Here is a 17,272-nt window from a genome sequence, read left to right as displayed (position 1 = left end):
GCCTCACCGGGACCACCGCATCCGCCGGTACGTCAGAATGTCCCCGCGGCCGGGCAATGGGCCAGCAGAACCGGAGGCAGTGCTTCATGACCCGTTACAGCGTCGACCCCGAACGGCACGAGCTGATCGCGACCTCGGGAACAGGCGAGGGTGATCTCGCCACCCGCATCGTCGCCCTCCCCGCCAACGCCCAACTCTCCACTCTCCTGGGCCTTGCCCGCGCCCTCACTCATCTGTCCGAGGCCGCGTGGCGCACCTACACCCACCCCGCCAGTGCCGCCTCCTCCATCGAGCCCAACAGCGAGGGCTGGCGCCGCTCGGAGGAACGCAACTCCTTCGACGAGGTCCCCGACGCCATCGCCCGGCCCAACCTCCCCCAGGACGGCATGCTCGACGTCTCCTACAGCCCCCTCGTCGAATCCGCCCACCGCGCCGGCCGCGCCCTCCACACCCTCGACGACCAGAAGCTCACCGACGCCGTCCTCGCCGAAACCGCCACCGAACTTGCCGCCGTGGAGAACGCCGAACTCGGCGACCTCACCGGCCGCGCCCGCCAGGCCGTCCTCCTCAGCCGCGAAGGCGCCTCCCCCGTCCAGGTCGCCGCCGCCGACCGCCTCCTCGAACAGAACCCCTTCGGCCCCGCGGCCCTCCTCACCGAGATCGACCCCACCGCCGCCGCCGTCGCCGCCGCCCACTGGCTCGCGGCCGCCGCCGAGGTCACCGCCGAAACCACCGGCCGCTCCCCCACCACCCTGCTGCTCGAAGCCGACGACATCGAAGCCCTCCCCCACGAAACCCCCACCCTCGTCCTCGAACTCCTCGAAGCAGGCATCTCCCCCTACGACGCGGTCACCGGCCTCGTACGCCACGCCCTCCACATCGCCGACGGCCTCCTCCCCGACCCCGCGGGCCTGCGCGAACAACTCGAAGACCTCCTCACCGGCATCCACGCCTGCCAGCTCCTCCACGAGGAGTACGACGAACTGGACGACGAGGACGCCGATGCCGACGAGGCGGAGGACGGGGACGACGAACCGGCCGAGCGGCACCAGGACCGCAGCCGCGAACGCTTCGCCCACCTCGTCCGCGAAACCGCGACCCGCCACCGCGACCGGCTCACCTGACCGGCGACCGCCTGCCCGGAGACACGACGCATCCCCTCGACAATCACCCAGGGTGACAGCGGAGGGCTCTGGCCACCGGGCCTGTCGGCAGCTCCGCGTGACAGCCGTCGACCTGTCGGCAACCGTACGTCCGCCCCAGGCCGTCGACACCCGCCCTCGATCGAACCCCGGCCGATACTACTCAGCGTAACCGCCCCAGCATGCACGTCTGGCGTTCAATCAGGTCCGGGAATTCCGCATCACCGAAAAGCGGCCGCAATTCCGCCTCCCCCGAAACGGCCCGAGCGGCCCCGCGGGCGGGGAATGAGAGCTCCATTCCCTGCCGATATCCGGAGGAATTCGATAGAATCAGAGCATCCCAGAACCACTCGCAGCCGACCTCCGGCCGCACCGCAGTCGGCGTCGCGCCCCGGACCGTCCCGCACCCGAGAGCATCCGTCCGGTCGCCATCAGCGACGACACGTCCGGACGCCAGGGCTCCGGACATGATCCACAAGGCTGCGAGCCGCTCAAGGAAGCCGCAGGCAATCTGGCGCAGGTCAAGGGATCACACCAGGCCAGAGGCCCTGAAAGCCTCTGGTGGTCGCACGGTGGTCCCGTCGGCAGCCGCAGTGCGCCCGCACGGGACGAGACTGGAAGGGCCAGCCCGACCACGACTCTGCGTGAAGTGATCATCATGCGCTCCTCCGCCAAGCGCGGCCGCGTCTACCGCCGCCGCGGCTGCCGCGACCAGCACCGCAAACAGCTCGGCGCCCGCTGCCCCCTCCTCGCCGCCGACCCCCACCACGGCACCTGGACCTTCGCCGTCGACAGCCACACCGCCGTCGACGGCAAGCGCCACACCATCCGCCGCGGCGGCTACCTCAAGAAGAAGGCCGCGAGAAAGGCCCTGCACCGCTACCTCGAAGGCGAACGCACCGGCATCCCCCGCGACCCCGATCAGAGCATCGCCGCTCCATCCCGTCCGATGCTGACGTTCTGCTGACCGCGGATGGTCCACCACGCCCCTGACCTGGGAAGAAACGCGGATCACGTGGTATGTGGTGGAACTTCATCGGGCGGTCCCACGAGGACATCGTCCAGGCCCGCGACGAGTGGCAGGCCGCCACCGACCGCTTCGGCGAAGTCCAGGGCTACCCGGGCGACCGCCTGCCCGCCCCGGAACTCCCCGGGACCCCCCTCAAGCCACGCGGGAACGTGCGCTGACCTGCACGTTAGGCGATCGGGGGCGCGGTGGCCCGGGCCACCGCGCCCTCGCCCCGAAGTGCACCTGCGCTCACATCGAAGCGCCCCCGCCGGCACTCACATCCTCACTCGACGCATGACACGGTTCGACCATCCGCGACAGCGCCTGACAGGACCAATGCTGACCCTCGGTCGAGGCGCTGGACGCCCTCGTCGAGCGTGCCTGCGAACCGCCCACCAGCATCTCCCGGGCGAAGCAACTGCGCTGGGTCGCCGGCGAACTGCGCACCGCCCTGGAGCGGGGCGCGATCGTGCCCACGGCCGCCGGCTCACTCGCCCTGCTCTTGGCGCCGGGCACCCTCTCCGCCTACCTCACAGCTGCCGAGCGGGGCCTGCTGCGGCGCAAGCCCGCCGCACGACCGGGCCAAGCGAGGCCGTCGCTCTGTCCAGGCACACCCAAGCCGCGATGCGCCACTGGCTCACTGTCCGCGGCCACCTCGTCGCACGCGACACCACCGAACCCATCGGCCCTGTAGGTGCCAAGAACCATGTCTGTGCTGGTCAGTTGACGTATGGGCGCTTCCGCGAGGCAGGCTGGTCGAGTGACAGCGGAGGTCTCGCTCGGTGATTGCCAGCTGGCTCCGGCCGGCTCCAGGATGGTCCGGCGCTACTGCGACTGCCCTACCTGGCCTTGACAAGTGCGTTCACCTTGATACGGCTCCTGCCGATGAGCGACCGCGACAAGGACGCCGAGATCCTCGCGCTACGCCACCAACTGACCGTGCTACAGCGACAGACCGACAAACCGAAGCTCACCCGGCCCGACCGCGCGCTGCTCGCCGCACTCCTGCACCACCTCCCCCGGACACACCTTCGGCAACTCCAGCTGATCGTCTCCCCCGACACGCCCCTGCGCTGGCACCGCGACCTGCTGCGCCGACGCCACGCCAAGGCCTCCCGCCCCAAACCTCATCAGGAACCAGGCCCACCTACTCCACGCGCTGCGCGAGTACGAGCAGTTCTACAACACGCACGGGCCCCACCACAGCCTCGCCAGCGCCGCGCCCCTACGCCCACTGCCCGAACCCATCACCGAACCCATCACCGAACCCGACCGGCTCACCCACCCCGACATCCGCCGACGCGACCACCTCGGCGGCATCCTGCACGAATACCAACATGCAGCGTGACCAGCACGGACGTGGTTCTTGGCACCTACAACGTCACCGCATGGGGGCACCTCCCGGCCGAAGGCCGGGGGAGGGCCACCCAGCAGGTCCGCAACCTCCTGATGACCCTGGACGACACGCGCACAGCCAGCATCCGCTACCTGATCCGGAAAATGCCGGCTGCTTCATCGAGGCCTTCGTCGGCGGCGGCTCAATGATTCACCTGTCGCCAAGAGCGCCTACGGCTTGGCTCCCAGATAGAACCTCCAGACATCCAAGTTCCCTCCGTCGGGAGACCTCTTCTGAAAAGTCCATCCTTTCCTGAGCGGTACGGTCGCTACTTCCCAGGCGTCAAGGCCGATCTCAAACAGCATATTTCCGCCGGACCAGACGTTGATGAACTGCTTCTTGCCATGTTCGTTCCTGACCGTGGCGATCATGTCGGCATCAACGGCGACTGAGTAGGACGTACCTGACCACCTGGCGACCGTAGAGGCAGGGAACAGGCCGTCGATCCGGCCAGCGAACACGGCGGGCCCGTTGGCAGTAAGGGTCTGACCTGCAGCGATGTTGACAGGTCCGCCTGCGATGAGGGTACGAGCCACGGTGAGCGGGGCACCCGCGTCGCGGGGGTTTCCGCTGATTGGGCTGAAGAACTCGACGGCCTCGGATTCGTTTCCATTGACGCTAATGATGTGCTTCACGAACAGGATGCCGTTCCCAGGCTCCGTCGACTCGACCTTGAGGTTGCCCTTGGCGGTGGTTGTGCCGATACTGGTGAGTCCACCGTTGGCAGTGAGCATCTTGCCCGTGGCGAGGGTGAGGTTGTCTCGGACCGTGATCGCATCACCGTTTGTGGAATTGATGTAGTTGGCTCGAAATGTATGACTGGCCGAGACCGTCAGATCATTTTGGGCGAGAATGGGGCCATTGGCCGTGAGCGTCTTGCCCGTGGCGAGGGTGAGGCCATTCTTGACGCTGATGGTGCCGGTTACGGTCGTGGCCTGCACGGTGTCGACTTTGAGGGCTTTGCTAGTGGCGATGGTGAGGTCGTTGCCGACCTTGATGGCGCCGTTGGCGGTGCGGGCGTTGATGTGATCGACATCGAGCGTCTTATTTGGGCCGAGGGTGAGGTCGCCGGTCGTGACGATATTATTTTTGATACTGATGCTGCCAGTTGCGGTCGGGGCCGCCACGCTGGTGACGGCGATATCGGGGTCGTTGACCTTGATAGAGGTGGTGAGGTAACGGACTTCGTTGCCCATCTCGGCTTGAAGGATGAAGCTTGAGTCGTCGACCAGGTCCACCGGGGAGGTCCAGCTGTCGCCGCTGGCCGTGGCTGATCCCTGGGTGCCGTCCGGCTTCCGGTAATACATGGTGTATTTCGCCTGCGCAGTGCCGTTCCAGTGGAGGGTGGGCTTGGTGCCGCGCTTGATGGCCACGGTGGCCGGGCGGAAGCTGTGTAGGTAGAAGGAGTCGTCGCTCTTGCTGACCGTGCCTGTCCCGGCGCGTTCCTGGTACGGGCCGTCCTCCCCAGTGGTCGAGGTGGACTCCTCCCAGGTGATGTCGACCTTGCCGACGCCGCCGTTGACCTCGATTCCCCACAGTTTCAGCTCGACGCTCCAGGTTCCGTCGAACGCGGCGGGCTCGTCCGGCGGCGGCGAGCAGGTGAAGACGACCTTGTCGGGGTCGCGGGTGTCGGCCTCGACAGTCCAAGCCCGCCTCCCTGTGGGAACGGTCAGCTCGTAGTGGATCAGGCTCGGTTCGCTGGTCAGGGCGGTGGCCTGACGGCCGGTGGGGATGCTGACCGTGAACGACTTGCAGTGCACGGGCCAGTTACCGCCGGACTTCACCTTGCCGTAGGTGAACGTCAGGTCGGCGTACTCCGGCTTGGCGAAGGTGGAGACGTGGATCGGGTCCGAGGGCACCAGGACGGGCGGGAGCAGCATGGGGGGCTTGGGGGTGGTCACGGTTCTAGGCCTCCTGGATGGCTGTGGTGGCGTTGCCGGTGCGGCGCTGCGGGCTGCTGTCGCCGGGGGCGGTGTCCTCGGTGATGCGGCTCTGGGTGCCGGGCGGGGTGCTGATGTCGAGGGTGAGCGCGAGGGTCCAGCTGCCGTCGAAGTGGGCTGGCTCGGCGGGGGTGAGGGTGATCAGGGTGGTGGCCGGGTCGGTGGTGGTGGTTTCGACCAGCCATTGCCGCCCGCGGCCGGGGCCGCGTTCGAGGTCGAGCCGGGTGCGGTAGACGACGGGCTCCCCGCTCCGCACGGTGGCGGAGTCGGCGAGAGGCAGGCTGACGGCGATCCGGGTGCACTGCACCGGCCAGCTGGTGCGGCCCGCCGGGTCGTCGCCGACGGTGAGGCGGACGCGGTTGAGGGCCACCTCGCCCGGCTGTTGGGCCGCTGCCGGGGTGTGTTCCAGGTGGTAGGGCAGCAGCAGGGCTGAGTCCGGGCTGGTCACGACGCGGTTCCTTCCTGGGCCGGCGACGGGGCCGACGAAGAAGCTGGGGCCGGCTGGAGTTGGAGGTAGCCCGAGCGGGCGACGGGCGGCGGCGCGTCGGGGTGGGAGAAGTGGTCGGCGTTGTAGATGAGGTGCTCGTCCCACTCCGGCAGCGGCTGGCCGCTGGCGGTGCCGTCCACGGGGAGCGGTTCGGCCCAGGTCCAGTCGCCGTGCCAGGCCGCGGGGCGGGGCATGACGAGGGACTTGTCCGGCGGCTCGCCCTGCACGCTGAACTCGCGGACGGCGCAGGGCCCGGCGGCGGCAGCAATGTGCCGCAGGCGCAGGAAGCGGACGGTGAGCGGCGTCTCGGGCTCATAGTGGATCTCGTCCACCTGGGCGGAGCCGCGCAGCACCGTCCACTCCTCGCCGTCATCACCGCAGGCTTCCAGCTCGGTGGCCACGGGCTTGCCGCTGCCGTCCGGGCGGCCGAGCAGGAGGTCGATGGCTTCCACCCGGCGTTCGGTGTGCAGGTCGAGGCGGACCCAGTCGCCTGCCGCCGGCACATCGCCGCTCTCGTAGCTGGTGGTCGGGTCGCCGTCCGTCATCGCGGAGGCCGGGTGGCCGGGTTGGGCCTTGAGGGAGGCCGTGGCCGCCGGTGGGCCGAACCGGTCGGGGGCGAGCAGCGGGTTGAGGCGGAAGGAGGCGCGGATGCGGGCGAGGGCCCGGTGCGTGGTGTCGGCGTCCACGGAGACTTCGGCCACGGGGAGGATGTCGGTGGTGGCGTGGACGGCGGTGTGGGGGCAGGCGAGCAGGGTGAGGTGGTGGGTGGCGGGGCGGTCGGCGGGCCGGGCGGGCAGGGTGAGGTGGGCGCCGGCTCCGATTGGCGTCACGTAGGGGTTGGCCGGGCCGTTCGGGTCGACGGCATGGAAGCGGTGGTAGCGGGTCGGCTGGTCGTGGTCGTCGGCGGCGAAGTAGCCGATGAGGCCGTCGGAGAGTCGGTCTGGGTCGCCGAGGCGCACGGTCCAGCGGTAGTCGGGGTAGTTCGCCGCCGGCGGGTTGAGGGCCTGCTTCCAACTGGGGTCGGTCAGCGGCTCCCCCATCAGGTCCAGGCTGAGCTGGGTGCGGATGAGGGCGATGGGGCGGCCGATCAGGCGGGCCGGGGAGCGGTCCTCGTCGGGCGCGGGTTCGAGGATGTGGTCGAGCGCGGTGTCGATCGTCCTGGCCAGCGCCTCGAAGGCTTCCGGTGCGTGGCCGAGCAGGCCGCGGGCGAAGGCGGCGAGGTGCGGGTAGGCGGCGGCGAAGTCGGCGTCGCGCGGGTGGCGGTAGGGGGCGTGCGGGAGCGCGTTCCAGGCCGTGGTGCGGGTGTTGTGGACGTCGCGCACGACACGCAGTTCGCCCAGCGGCTCTCCGTCGGGGCCGTAGGCCAGCAGGGTCCGGTCGAGGTGGTTGACCAGCAGCCAGCCGGCCACCGGCGCCTCGGCGCCGGGGAGTTGTGCGGCGTCACCGGCCTCGGCGACCTCGGCGGGTGGCTGGTCGCCGCGCAGCGGCACGGTGTCCAGCCGGACCCGGGCCGGTTGGATGAGGCGGGGCGGCAGCTGCACGAAGCGCTGCGGGCCGGGCGGGTTCGGGAACAGGTCCTTGTCCGGCAGGACGCTGTCCGCGCGGACCGGTTGGAACTGGATGGGCTGGCTCTGGGTCGGCTGCACCAGGGAGTACACCCGACCGAAGCGGTCGATGACGACCAGCTCGATGAAGTGGAACTGGCCCGCTCGCACGGGCTGGAAGCGCTGTTCGCCGTGGCCCTCGGCGCCGTCGGGGACGTGGTTGGTCTCCCCGGCCTGGGACAGGACGGCCTGGTCGGTGACGGCCTGGGCGGCCCCGTCCAGCTGGATGAGCCAGTCGTGGAAGCCGTCGAGGGCCTGGGAGAGCACGTCGATGCCGTCCAGTTCCGCCCGCATGGCGTGCAGTTGGCCGGCCAGCTGCGGCGGGGCGTGTTCGGCGAGCCGGCGGGTCTGCTCGCGCAGCACGTACCGGGTGGCGGGAGTGACGAAGGCGCGCGCGCCGAAGGCGTTCCAGCGCCGTCCGCCGTCCCCGTCGCCGGGCGCGGCGCCGGTGCCCTTCCAGCGGTAGCGGTAGCGGTCCGGCTCGGGGTCGCCGTCCTGTCCGAGGCCGAACTCCCAGTTGGGGGTGGCGTTCTGGCCCTGGTAGGGGGTGGCGCAGTGCTTGATCTGCCACTGGAGGTAGAGGGGGAGCCAGGGCTGGCGCCAGACGTGGGTGTATTCGGGCCAGGGACCTTCGGTGTGGGCGGCCGGGTCGGCGACGACGGCGTGCAGCGCGGTGTCGGTGCCGCCGGTGGCCGGGGTGCGCACGGCCTGGTCGAGCAGGGCGAACTCGGCGACCACCGCCTTGATGATGCCCGGTACTTCGGGCGTGTTGGCGGGCAGCAGCGGGTTGGCGGGGACGGGCACCAGGGTGCCGTTGATCTTCACCTTGGTGAGGAGGCGCGACGGCAGGCGGCAGGGCAGCGGGTCGTCCTCGTCGCGGCCGAGCGGCTGGGTGGTTCCGGTGCCGGTCAGGGCGAGGACGGGGTCGGCGGGGCGGTGGTAGCTCTGCCTCGGCGTGCGCTTGAGCTCCAACTCGTCGGGCAGCCGTTGGGTCTGGGCGTAGCGGTCGATCGCCGCCTGGGTCTCTTCGGGGGTCAGGCCGTGCGGGACCAGGCTGCTCAGCCGCTTGACCTCGGTGTCGAGCGCCGTCACGCGCGCGCGGGCCTCGTCGATCTTCTGGTCCCAGGCCCGCTCGTCGAAGGCGTAGTCGAGGGGTCGGCGCTTCTCGGGCAGGTTGCGCAGCCACCACAGTGACCACAGCCGCCATTGCGCGGCGGCGAGTTGGTGGCGGGCCTGGTCGTAGTCGTCCTGGGCCGTGTTGAGGGTGGCGATCCAGTCCGGCTGTCCGGGGGGCGGGGCCTGACTGTCGGCCGTGTCGCTGGGCCGGTTGACGACGTGCCAGGTGACGCCGCCGTCGTGGCCGCTGAACCAGGAGCGGCGGGTGAGCTCGTCCAGGGAGTTCTGCCAGTCGGGGCCGTCGAGCTCGTCGGGGTTGCCGTGGAACAGGGCGCGGACCTGGTCGGCGAGCTGGGTGCCGGCGGCCTGGTGGTCGACGAGTGCGGCGACGGCGTCGGCCGTGCTGTGCCCGATCGCGACCTTGACGTCGCGGGTCTTGGGGCGGTCCGAGTCCGGGTGTCCGCCCTCGCGGTTCCACGGGATGCCGAGGGCGGTGCCGACGTAGCGGGTGCGGGTGACCGTGGCGGGCATGCCGTCGGGGGCGGCCCAGCCCAGGGCGCGCAGCACGTCGGCCACGTTGCCGGGGTCGGCGTCGGGGGGCAGCAGTCCCTTGATGTCGCGTGCGGTTTTGAGGATGTCGGCGCTGTCCTTGCTGTACCAGCCGATCACGCAGTAGCTGACGGTGCAGGGCGGCGGGTAGCTCTCGCTGGCCTTGAGGTCGGCGAGGGTGTCGTGGAAGAGGAAGACGTTCTCGTGGTACGGGGCGAAGGCCGCGAAGGCGGGCAGGCCGCTGCCGATGGCGGTCAGGAACAGCGGCCGGTCGGCCGGCTCGCTCCAGCGGCCGGCGGTCAACGGGTGGACGCGGCCGATGTAGTCGGCGCGGGGCGGCCGGTCGGGGTTCGGGTCGACGAAGGGGGTGAACGCCGACTCGACGGGCCCGCCGTCGGCCTTCTCCAGGTAGTCGCTGTGGACGAGGAAACCGGCGGCCTTCATGACGCCGCGCACCTCGGCGTAGCGCACCACCAGCCACCTGTTTGGCACCAGCGGGAAGGTGCTGACGCCGGTGGCTGGGTCGATCACGCCGGTGGCCAGGGCCTCGGGCAGCTGCCACTGCACGTGGATGCCCTCTTCGGGGTTGCCCTCGGAGTGCTGGATGGGCGGTTCGGCGTTGCTGCGGAAGTCCTTGGAGAAGGTCCACGGGTAGCGCGGACTCCAGCGCCGGAAGTCGTCGAAGTTGGCCACGTCGCGGGTGGCCAGTAGCGCGTGGACCTCGACGGGGACGATCAGGTCGGTGTCGGTCATCGGGCGCTCTCCTGGCCGGGCGTCGGGTCGAGGGTCAGGCGTTGCTCGACGGGGGCGTTGACGAGTTGCAGGGCGAACTCGCCGGGTGCGAGGTCGCCGAGGGCGGGGTCGAGGACCTGGGCGAGGGCGGGCACCAGGCCCCGTTCGCCGCGCAGGGCCAGGACGTCCGGGGCATCGTCCCCCGCGCGCGGGCGCAGGTGGCGGGTGAGCAGGCCGCCGCCGACGGGGTAGTCACGGCGCAGCGGGTAGCCGAGGTTGGTGCCCGGCCGGTGGTCACGCAGGTTGATGACGCTGTTGTCGCCGGTGGCGCTGGTGCTGTCGATGCCGAAGTGGATGCCCTGGCCGGGCTCGCGGATGACGATCTCCTCGGGCAGGGCGTCCAGGAGTAGCAGCAGGGTGTCGGGAGCGAGGTGGTCGCGGCGCAGCTCGGTGTTGTCCGCTCCGGCGGCGGTGGTGAGGATGTCGAAGACCGGCCAGGCTTCGACGAGTTCGGAGCGGATGAGCAGCCCGGCGCGGCGCGGTTCGGCGGAGCGGGTGCGGCGGCGGTCGACGGCGGCGGTGAGCGCCGGGTCGACAGCTGCGTCCAGGGAGGTGTGGACGCCGACGTCGCGGGCGCCGGCGAGCAGTGCTTCGATCCAGTTCTCGTCGATGCGGAACAGCCGGATCGACTCCGGGGGGAGCATCGCGGGGTGCGGCACCAGGTAGTTGAACGGCACCCGGCGCAGCAGCGCCAGTTCGTCCAGCCAGGCCGGCAAGGTGCGGGCGTGCCGTGCGGCGGTGGCCTGCAGGACCGCCATCTGGGGCTCGGCGGTGAGCGCGGCATGGGCGGCGGCCTGGGTGAGCCGGGCACGGCGGCCCCGGCGGGCCGAGACCTGGCCGGCCGGGACGAGCGGGCTGGCGAGCGCCTCCAGTAGGCCGGCGGCGAAGGTGGGGGCGGCGAGGTTCCGCAGGGCGCGCCCGTCCAGGTCGCCGGGGTCGGCGGCGGCGAGCACCGGATCGGCGGCCAGGGCCATCACCGTCGCGGCGGTGTTGGCCAGTTCGCGCCGCGCCCGGGTCATCTCCTCGCTGTAGTCGGGGTCGCTCAGTGCCAGGGTGCGGCCCAGCGTCCAGGCGGCGGCGTAGGAGACGTCGAACAGGCCGTGCTCCGGCTCGTAGATCAGCGCGTGGTCGGCGGTGGTCTTCGGCTCGTCGCGGGCGAAGTCGCGAGTCACCGGCGCGATCACGGGGGTGAGGGGGCCGCGGTACCAGCCGTAGGTGGTCTCCCCCGACAGCAGCCGGTAGGGCAGCGGGGTGTAGCCCAGGTGCAGGCGGCGGCGCGCGTACTGCTCGGCGTCCGCCGTGGAGCGGGCCGCCACGCTCCCCTCGGGGCGCAAGCGCAGCGCCAGGTTCTCCCGGTCCGCGCGGGCGGGTGCCACGAGGTTGCTGAGCAGCGCTGCGGCGTCGCGGGTGCCGGCCGGGTCGCTGGTGAACGTCCACGAGTGCAGCACGCACAGCCGCACCGCCTGGGTGCCGGTGGGGAGTTGTCCGGGGTCGAGCCTGCCTTTGAAGCCCTCCAGGGAGACAAGGTGCGCGGTGTAGGTGCCAGCCTGGCTGGGGAAGCGGTTGGCGGCCAGCACGGCGTACTGGCCCTCGGTCAGGATCTCTTCGTTGTCCAGCATTTGCGGTCGGGTGGAGACGTCGCGGACGTGGGCGAGGTAGTGCAGTTCCTCCTCTCGCGGCACCAGGGTGGTGAACAGCTCGGCTGGGACGTCGATGCTCTGGCAGCGGCCGGCCTCGATGTCCGGGGTGATGCCGGTGTCGCTGAGGTCCGGCCCGAGGATGCCCGGTCCGGGGCGGCGCAGCTCGGCGACGGTGCGGGTGGTGGTCTGCCCCAGACCCTCCGGGTCGTCGGGCAGTTCGCCCGCGCGGACGACCATCAGGGCCAGCCACGGGGCCTGCTCGGGTACCGCGCGGGCGCGCAGCAGCCGCTCCCAGGGCAGGATCGAGCGGTTCAGGGTGATGTGCGGCAGGGTGCGGCTGAAGTCGCCGCTGGCTCCGTCGGCCGGGTAGTGGGCGTGCACGGACGAGGGATCGAGGACGAAGCGGACCGCGCGGATCTCGAACTGCTGCGTGGCGGTGGGGATGGCGGGCGTGTCGACGCGCACGCCGTCCTTGGTCAGGTGGTGATCCGCCGTGAGGGTGTAGACGCCGGCGGTGGCCAGCGGGCGGCGGTAGTCGTGGAAGGCGACGCGGAGGTCTTCGGTGCCGCTCAACGTCGGTTCACCTCTCGGCTGTGGTGGTCATGGGCGCGTGGGTGAACGTGGTCTGCGCGAGGTCCGCGTAGCGGGTCAGCGCGTCGTCGGTGCCCGGGGCCAGACCGAGGCCGGCCAGGGCGGCGTGCACCGAGGCGCGGCGGGCCGCGGTGGGCGGCGCGGCGATGCCGGTGGCCGGGTCGACGATGGTGGCGATGCTGCCGTCGTCCGGGGTGGACGGCGGGCCTTGTGCCGTCGAGCCCAGCTGCGGGATCGGCGCGTCCGGCAGCCCGTCGACGTCCAGGGCCTCGGCGTCGACCCAGCCGACCGCCGGGGCCAGTTCGGGCTTCGGGATCTCGAAGGTCAGGCCGGCCAGGCAGCCGCTGAGCAGCCCGTCGCTGCCATCCAGCACATCGCTGGGCTTGCCCAGCGGCTTGCCCCACATCGCCTTGGGCATGTCCTGCCGGTAGACGGCGACACCCCATCCGGTGGGGGTGTAGTAGTCGGGGGAATCGTTCCAATGCAGGGTGACGTGGTGTTCGGAGGCCACGCCCTGACCCTTGGGCCCCATCGGCCGGATGTCGATGGTGTCCGTGGCCGTGCCCTCGAAGGTCTGGCCGTTGAAGACGATGCGGCTGGCGGGGACGGCGGCCTCGGTGCGGACGGCGAACCCGTCCATCGAGACCAGCAGGGGCTCCCCCGCCGCCGACCGGATCGCGCTCTCCTCGGGGTCGACGTCGACCAGCAGCCCCCGCAGCGGGGCGATGGAGAGCGGGGCGGGCAGCTGGACGCTGAACTCCGCCCAGTCGATCGCCGGTACGCCGTCGCGGCCGGTGCCGAACTCGACGGTGAAGCTGATGAACCAGACCTTGATCTTGGCCCGCCCGCCGATCGGCGGCCCCCACAGGTCCAGCTCCACCCCGACTTCCAGCGAGACCCGGACCCGGATGAAGAGCACCTTGACGGTGGCCGCGACCCCGATGTTGAGGCCCATCGACAGGTCGAAGTAGAAGGGCTTCCACTGCACCAGCGCGTCCAGCCAGGCGGTGAACCAGGCCTGCAGCTGGATGCCGTGGCCCTTGTCGTAGTTCGCGGACAGCTCGCCGCCGGCCATGAAGGCGCCGTCGGTCAGCGCCGCGTACACCTGCCCGCGGATCGCCACCGGGCCGATCGCCCACCGCCAGCCCACGCGGGGCGGGTCGGGGTAGTAGTCGGGCTTCTTGAAGTTCTTGTGGTAGCCGCCGAGGGTGAAGACGAAGCCCTTGCCGCCGCCGAGGGCGGTGCGGTCCTGGCCCCAGATGTAGAGCGACAGGCCACCGGTGAGCTCGGCCGCCGGGTCGATGACGTACGAGCCGGGCGCGATCACCGCGTCCATCGAGAAGAGGCCCTGATCGTGGTGGTAGCCGATGGCCAGGTCGATGACGATCCGCGCGATCGGCTTCTTGGCGGCCTTGCTGCGCGGCAGGTCGATGGTGGTACGGCCGATCAGCAGCACCTTCCAGGACTCGCCGCCCTCCACCAGCAGCAGCGCGCGCGAGCGCAGGAACTCGAACGAGCTGAACTCGATCCCGCCCGCGCCCCAGTACTGGCCCTCGCGCGGGGTGATCCAGCCGCCCGGGCCGGCGAGCTTCTCCAGCACCTGTGCGGGCGTGTCGCCGCTGCCGACGCCGTCCAGCCGGTTCACCAGCGGGAACTCGCCGACCTGGTCGATCGTCGGGGTGCGCACGGTGCTGTTGATGCCGAAGCCCAGCGAGATGGCGATCACCCGGAACGGCGGCGGCCCGAACAGTCCCTGCTCACCGCCGGAGATCTCGCCGAACAGGAACAGTGACGACCAGCCGTCCACGGCCTTGGCATACGACCCGGCGGCATTCAGGGCGAAGAACCCGGTCTCGATCGCGGCAAGCCCGACGAACTGCTCCTTGAGCCCCGGGGCGACCTCCGAGCCGGTGCGGCGCTCCACCATGCCGCTGATCCTCAGCGGCGGTTTCTCCAGCTGCACGCCCGCCCCGCGCAGCCGGGGCGCGACGTCCAACTCCCCGTCGATGCCCAGTCCGAGGCCCATCAGGATCAGCCGCACCGGGCCCACTGACAGGACGGCGTCGAGGGCGACGAAGATCTGCCCGTCCGCGAAGCCGATCCCGATCCCGGAGAACCGCACCGGGCCGAACACCAGGTCCAGCTCGCGCGACCAGCCCTCGTCCGCCGCGCGCACGGCGAGCGGGCCGAGGGGAACAGCCACGAGCGCGCCGCCCGCACCTGTGGTGATCGGCAGGACCAGCGGGACCTGCGACACTCCACCGATGCTCAGCTCGATCTGGACGGCGGTACCGGGCCCGGCCGCCCGATCGGCGGCGAAGCGCGGCAGCCTGCGCTCCGCTGCGGAATCCGCCTGATCCAGTGCGGAGTTGAGCAAGGCGGCCCGATCGGCGGTCCAGCCGGTGGGCGTCGAGGTGAAGACGATGGCGTCGAGCACCAAGTCCGCGCCGGGCGGCATCGCCTCGCCGACCAGCGGCAGATCCGAGGCACGCGCGCCGAGCCGGGCCCGCACCGCGGCGGCGGTGCTGCGGGGGCTGCCGGCTCCGGTGCCAGGACGGCTGGCATAGACCCAGCCTGTGCGTTCGGTCGCGGCCGTCAGCAGGACCTCACCGGTAGCGGAGTCGTAGCGCGCTGACAGGGCCTGCAGCTCGGGTCGCAACGCCTTGGGCAGATCGGGCAGATCAACGCCGAGGGCGGCCATCAGGTCCTGCATGGGAATCCCCTGCTCACTCGCCCACTCGAGGGTGAGCCGCGAGCCCGCGGCGTCGGCGCCGAAATCCCCCGTGAAGTCCACGACCCGGGGCTCACCGTCGACCTCCACCCCGACCGTCAAAGAGGCCGAGAAATCCACCGGCCGTTTCCCCGAAGGCGGCTTGACGCCGACCCACGCGTCCAACGCGAAGGCCGCGCCTTCCAGCCCGTCGCCCAGTGGGAGCGAACCAGCACACCAGACACGCCCTGACAGGTCCGAGGCCAGCGACAGCGTCACGCGGTCCACTGCCAGACCAGCCACGGCTTGTGGCACAGGCACGCCGAACGTCTGCTCGAACCAGCCTGCAAACCCGGCGAAGTCCACCTGGAACGCGGAGCCTTCCACCTCCCACACCCCATCGGGCCTGCGCCGCCCCTCCAGCACAGCAGGAGTCCCGCCCACGTCGAGCGTGCCCGCCAATGTCACACCGGGGACCGATGTGCCGGTGCCGGCCGAACGCAGCTCCAGTCCGGTCAAGACGACATCCGCAGCCAGGTGCCAGCGCGCATCCAGTGCCAGCGCCAGGGTGTAGGACCTGGACGCCACATCGGCCGAGACGTGGATGAACCTCAACTGGACGCCGGCGGGGTCGATACCGGTACCTGTCAGGGCCCCGTCCCCGATCAGGTCACTGCCGCCCGCAGGGTTCCACAACACCGCCGACAGCCGACCCGCCGGCAGCGCCAACTCACCGTCCAGAACATAGGACCCGCGCACCGTGCATCGCACCCCCAGCGTGACGTCCACCTGCCACGCCCCGGCACGCTCCCGCACCGCGTCCAACCGCAACGGATCGACCCGGTCCAGCTCCACCAGACCCGGGATGAGTGGCCAGCTGGCGTCCCCCTGCAGCCGTAGGGCGACGCTCACCTCCTCCAGGCGTCCCAGGTACCGGTCGAACGCCGCGCTCACCGACGTCAGCGACAAGCTGCCCAGCCGGCCGCTGATCTCCTCCGGCAGGCGCACGAGATCCATCACCGACGCGTCCAGGAACGGAAGAGCCGCCAGATCCGCCAGCTGATCGAAGGCCGGGGCGTCCGGGAAATCCCCGGACAGTCCGACGACGGCCGACTGCGCGCCCAGCACCCGCACGGTCTCGCGCCTGGCGGGGCTGCCAGCAGGAAACGCCACCGTCAGGTACACCTCTGGGCGGGCACCGCCCAGGGCGTCCGGCAGCGCAGCGAAGACGACCGACAACGGGTCGAACCCCAGAGGGCGAAGCCTGGTCAGGTCGGTCTGCAGATACTGCGTCTCGATCACCCAGGACGGAGCCTCCACCGCCACCCGGCAGCCCACCACGGACATCCGGCCCGCGTCGGCGGCGAAGTGCACACGCGTCGCCAGCTTCACACCCAACTCCGGGATGTCACAGACTCCCGCCGCCTCCAGGGCCTCACGGTCGAAGACCGGCACGGACAGGCTCAGCCCACCCCCCAGGTACACATCGAACAGGTCGGACACCTCCGGGATTCCGAGCGCCGAACCCGGCAGCTCGAAAACCCCAGACCCGCTCGAGCTGTCGAACAAAGCCAGCAGCTCGGACACAGAAATCGCCACAGCGCCCTCCGGGAAGCTCGAGTGAAATCCGCGGACATGCTCAGGAGCCAGCCGGTGGCGGCGCGGCAATCGCGCTCTGCCTGCCCGGCTTCAGAGCGAATGCGGGAGCCTTCTCGGCCGGCGCGTCCGCAGCCAGTGCCGTCAAGGCTGGACCCGTGGGATCGTAGAAGATCTGCGCCCATTTCCCGGTGCCCGGGAACCCGGGGCTGGTGAAGAACAGGCTGAAGAGAGCTTTGCCTGCCACGTTCCGCCCTTCCGCTGCCCACGTGGCGGTGATGGGCTGCGGCGCGAGATCGTGAACGGTGAAATCCCGATCAGGGACCGGCATGCTTGCTTCTCCGGGCCCCTGCAACCAGAAGGACTCGTGGTCGGGGCTGAGTTCGTACCTGCGGGTCAACAGGTCGACCATGCCCTCCCGAGAACTGGCCCGACTGATCGGAGACCTCACATAGGGGTACGCGGTCTGACGCTGCCCGATGATCCCGAACACCGGCCCCGTGAAACTTCCCGGCGGCTCCTTCAATCGGCGGACCGAAAAACTCGGAGCCGACCCACCACTCCGATAGTAGAACTCCGCCCAGTAGCCCCCGGGGCCGGCAAACTCGGGCATCTCCAGGTACAGGCAGAACAACGGCTGCCCCGAAGGCGGCACCGACACCCACGTGGCGGTGATGGGCTGCGGCGCCAGATCGTGAAC

At 70.7% G+C, this 17,272-nt stretch carries 9 protein-coding genes and 1 pseudogene; 4 read left to right on the top strand and 6 right to left on the bottom strand.

Annotation, left to right across the window (positions count from 1 at the left end):
* Nucleotides 1-86 precede the first annotated feature (86 nt).
* From ACZ6EM_RS27870 to ACZ6EM_RS27855, 4 genes and pseudogenes are all read left to right on the top strand, one after another.
* Nucleotides 87-1,124, top strand: a complete 1,038-nt coding sequence (locus tag ACZ6EM_RS27870; RefSeq protein ID WP_452179725.1) for a hypothetical protein — start codon at nt 87-89, stop codon at nt 1,122-1,124.
* Nucleotides 1,125-1,791: 667 nt separating this feature from the next.
* Nucleotides 1,792-2,109 (top strand): Arm DNA-binding domain-containing protein, encoded by a 318-nt coding sequence (locus tag ACZ6EM_RS27865; RefSeq protein ID WP_465773505.1) that lies wholly within the window; start codon nt 1,792-1,794, stop codon nt 2,107-2,109.
* A 53-nt stretch (nt 2,110-2,162) separates the two neighbouring features.
* Nucleotides 2,163-2,330 (top strand): annotated as a pseudogene (locus ACZ6EM_RS27860) (pirin family protein); the annotation flags it as partial.
* A gap of 1,165 nt (nt 2,331-3,495) precedes the next feature.
* Complete coding sequence (locus ACZ6EM_RS27855) at nt 3,496-3,696, top strand: hypothetical protein (protein WP_401045494.1); 201 nt, start codon at nt 3,496-3,498, stop codon at nt 3,694-3,696.
* A 21-nt stretch (nt 3,697-3,717) separates the two neighbouring features.
* On the opposite strand, the gene ACZ6EM_RS27850 is transcribed toward ACZ6EM_RS27855, so the two are convergent.
* From ACZ6EM_RS27850 to ACZ6EM_RS27825, 6 genes are all read right to left on the bottom strand, one after another.
* Nucleotides 3,718-5,448, bottom strand: a complete 1,731-nt coding sequence (locus tag ACZ6EM_RS27850; RefSeq protein WP_452178473.1) for a hypothetical protein — start codon at nt 5,446-5,448, stop codon at nt 3,718-3,720.
* Nucleotides 5,449-5,452: 4 nt separating this feature from the next.
* Entirely contained in the window at nt 5,453-5,935 is a 483-nt protein-coding gene (locus tag ACZ6EM_RS27845; RefSeq protein WP_401045499.1) for a hypothetical protein, read from the bottom strand.
* Nucleotides 5,932-9,996, bottom strand: coding sequence for a discoidin domain-containing protein (locus ACZ6EM_RS27840; RefSeq protein WP_465773504.1), 4,065 nt, complete (start codon nt 9,994-9,996; stop codon nt 5,932-5,934). Before ACZ6EM_RS27840 ends, ACZ6EM_RS27845 begins: the two co-directional genes overlap by 4 nt.
* A complete protein-coding gene (locus ACZ6EM_RS27835; protein ID WP_465773503.1) occupies nt 9,993-12,248 on the bottom strand; it encodes a hypothetical protein in 2,256 nt (751 codons plus the stop codon). The genes ACZ6EM_RS27840 and ACZ6EM_RS27835 overlap by 4 nt, the downstream gene beginning before the upstream one ends.
* A gap of 7 nt (nt 12,249-12,255) precedes the next feature.
* On the bottom strand, nt 12,256-16,563 hold the full coding sequence (locus ACZ6EM_RS27830; RefSeq protein WP_465773502.1) for a DUF6603 domain-containing protein: 4,308 nt from the start codon (nt 16,561-16,563) through the stop codon (nt 12,256-12,258).
* Nucleotides 16,564-16,615: 52 nt separating this feature from the next.
* On the bottom strand, nt 16,616-17,272 hold a 657-nt coding region (locus ACZ6EM_RS27825; protein WP_465773501.1), incomplete at its 5' end, for a hypothetical protein.

The sequence above is a fragment of the Kitasatospora sp. NPDC041917 genome (genome assembly GCF_055589745.1).
Note: the sequence above shows the minus strand (reverse complement) of the source record. Positions and strands in the feature narration are given on the sequence as shown.

Coding starts and splice junctions, on each gene's coding strand:
- ACZ6EM_RS27870 (WP_452179725.1), top strand. CDS start 87: ATGACCCGTTACAGCGTCGACCCCGAACGGCACGAGCTGATCGCGACC.
- ACZ6EM_RS27840 (WP_465773504.1), bottom strand. CDS start 9,996: ATGACCGACACCGACCTGATCGTCCCCGTCGAGGTCCACGCGCTACTG.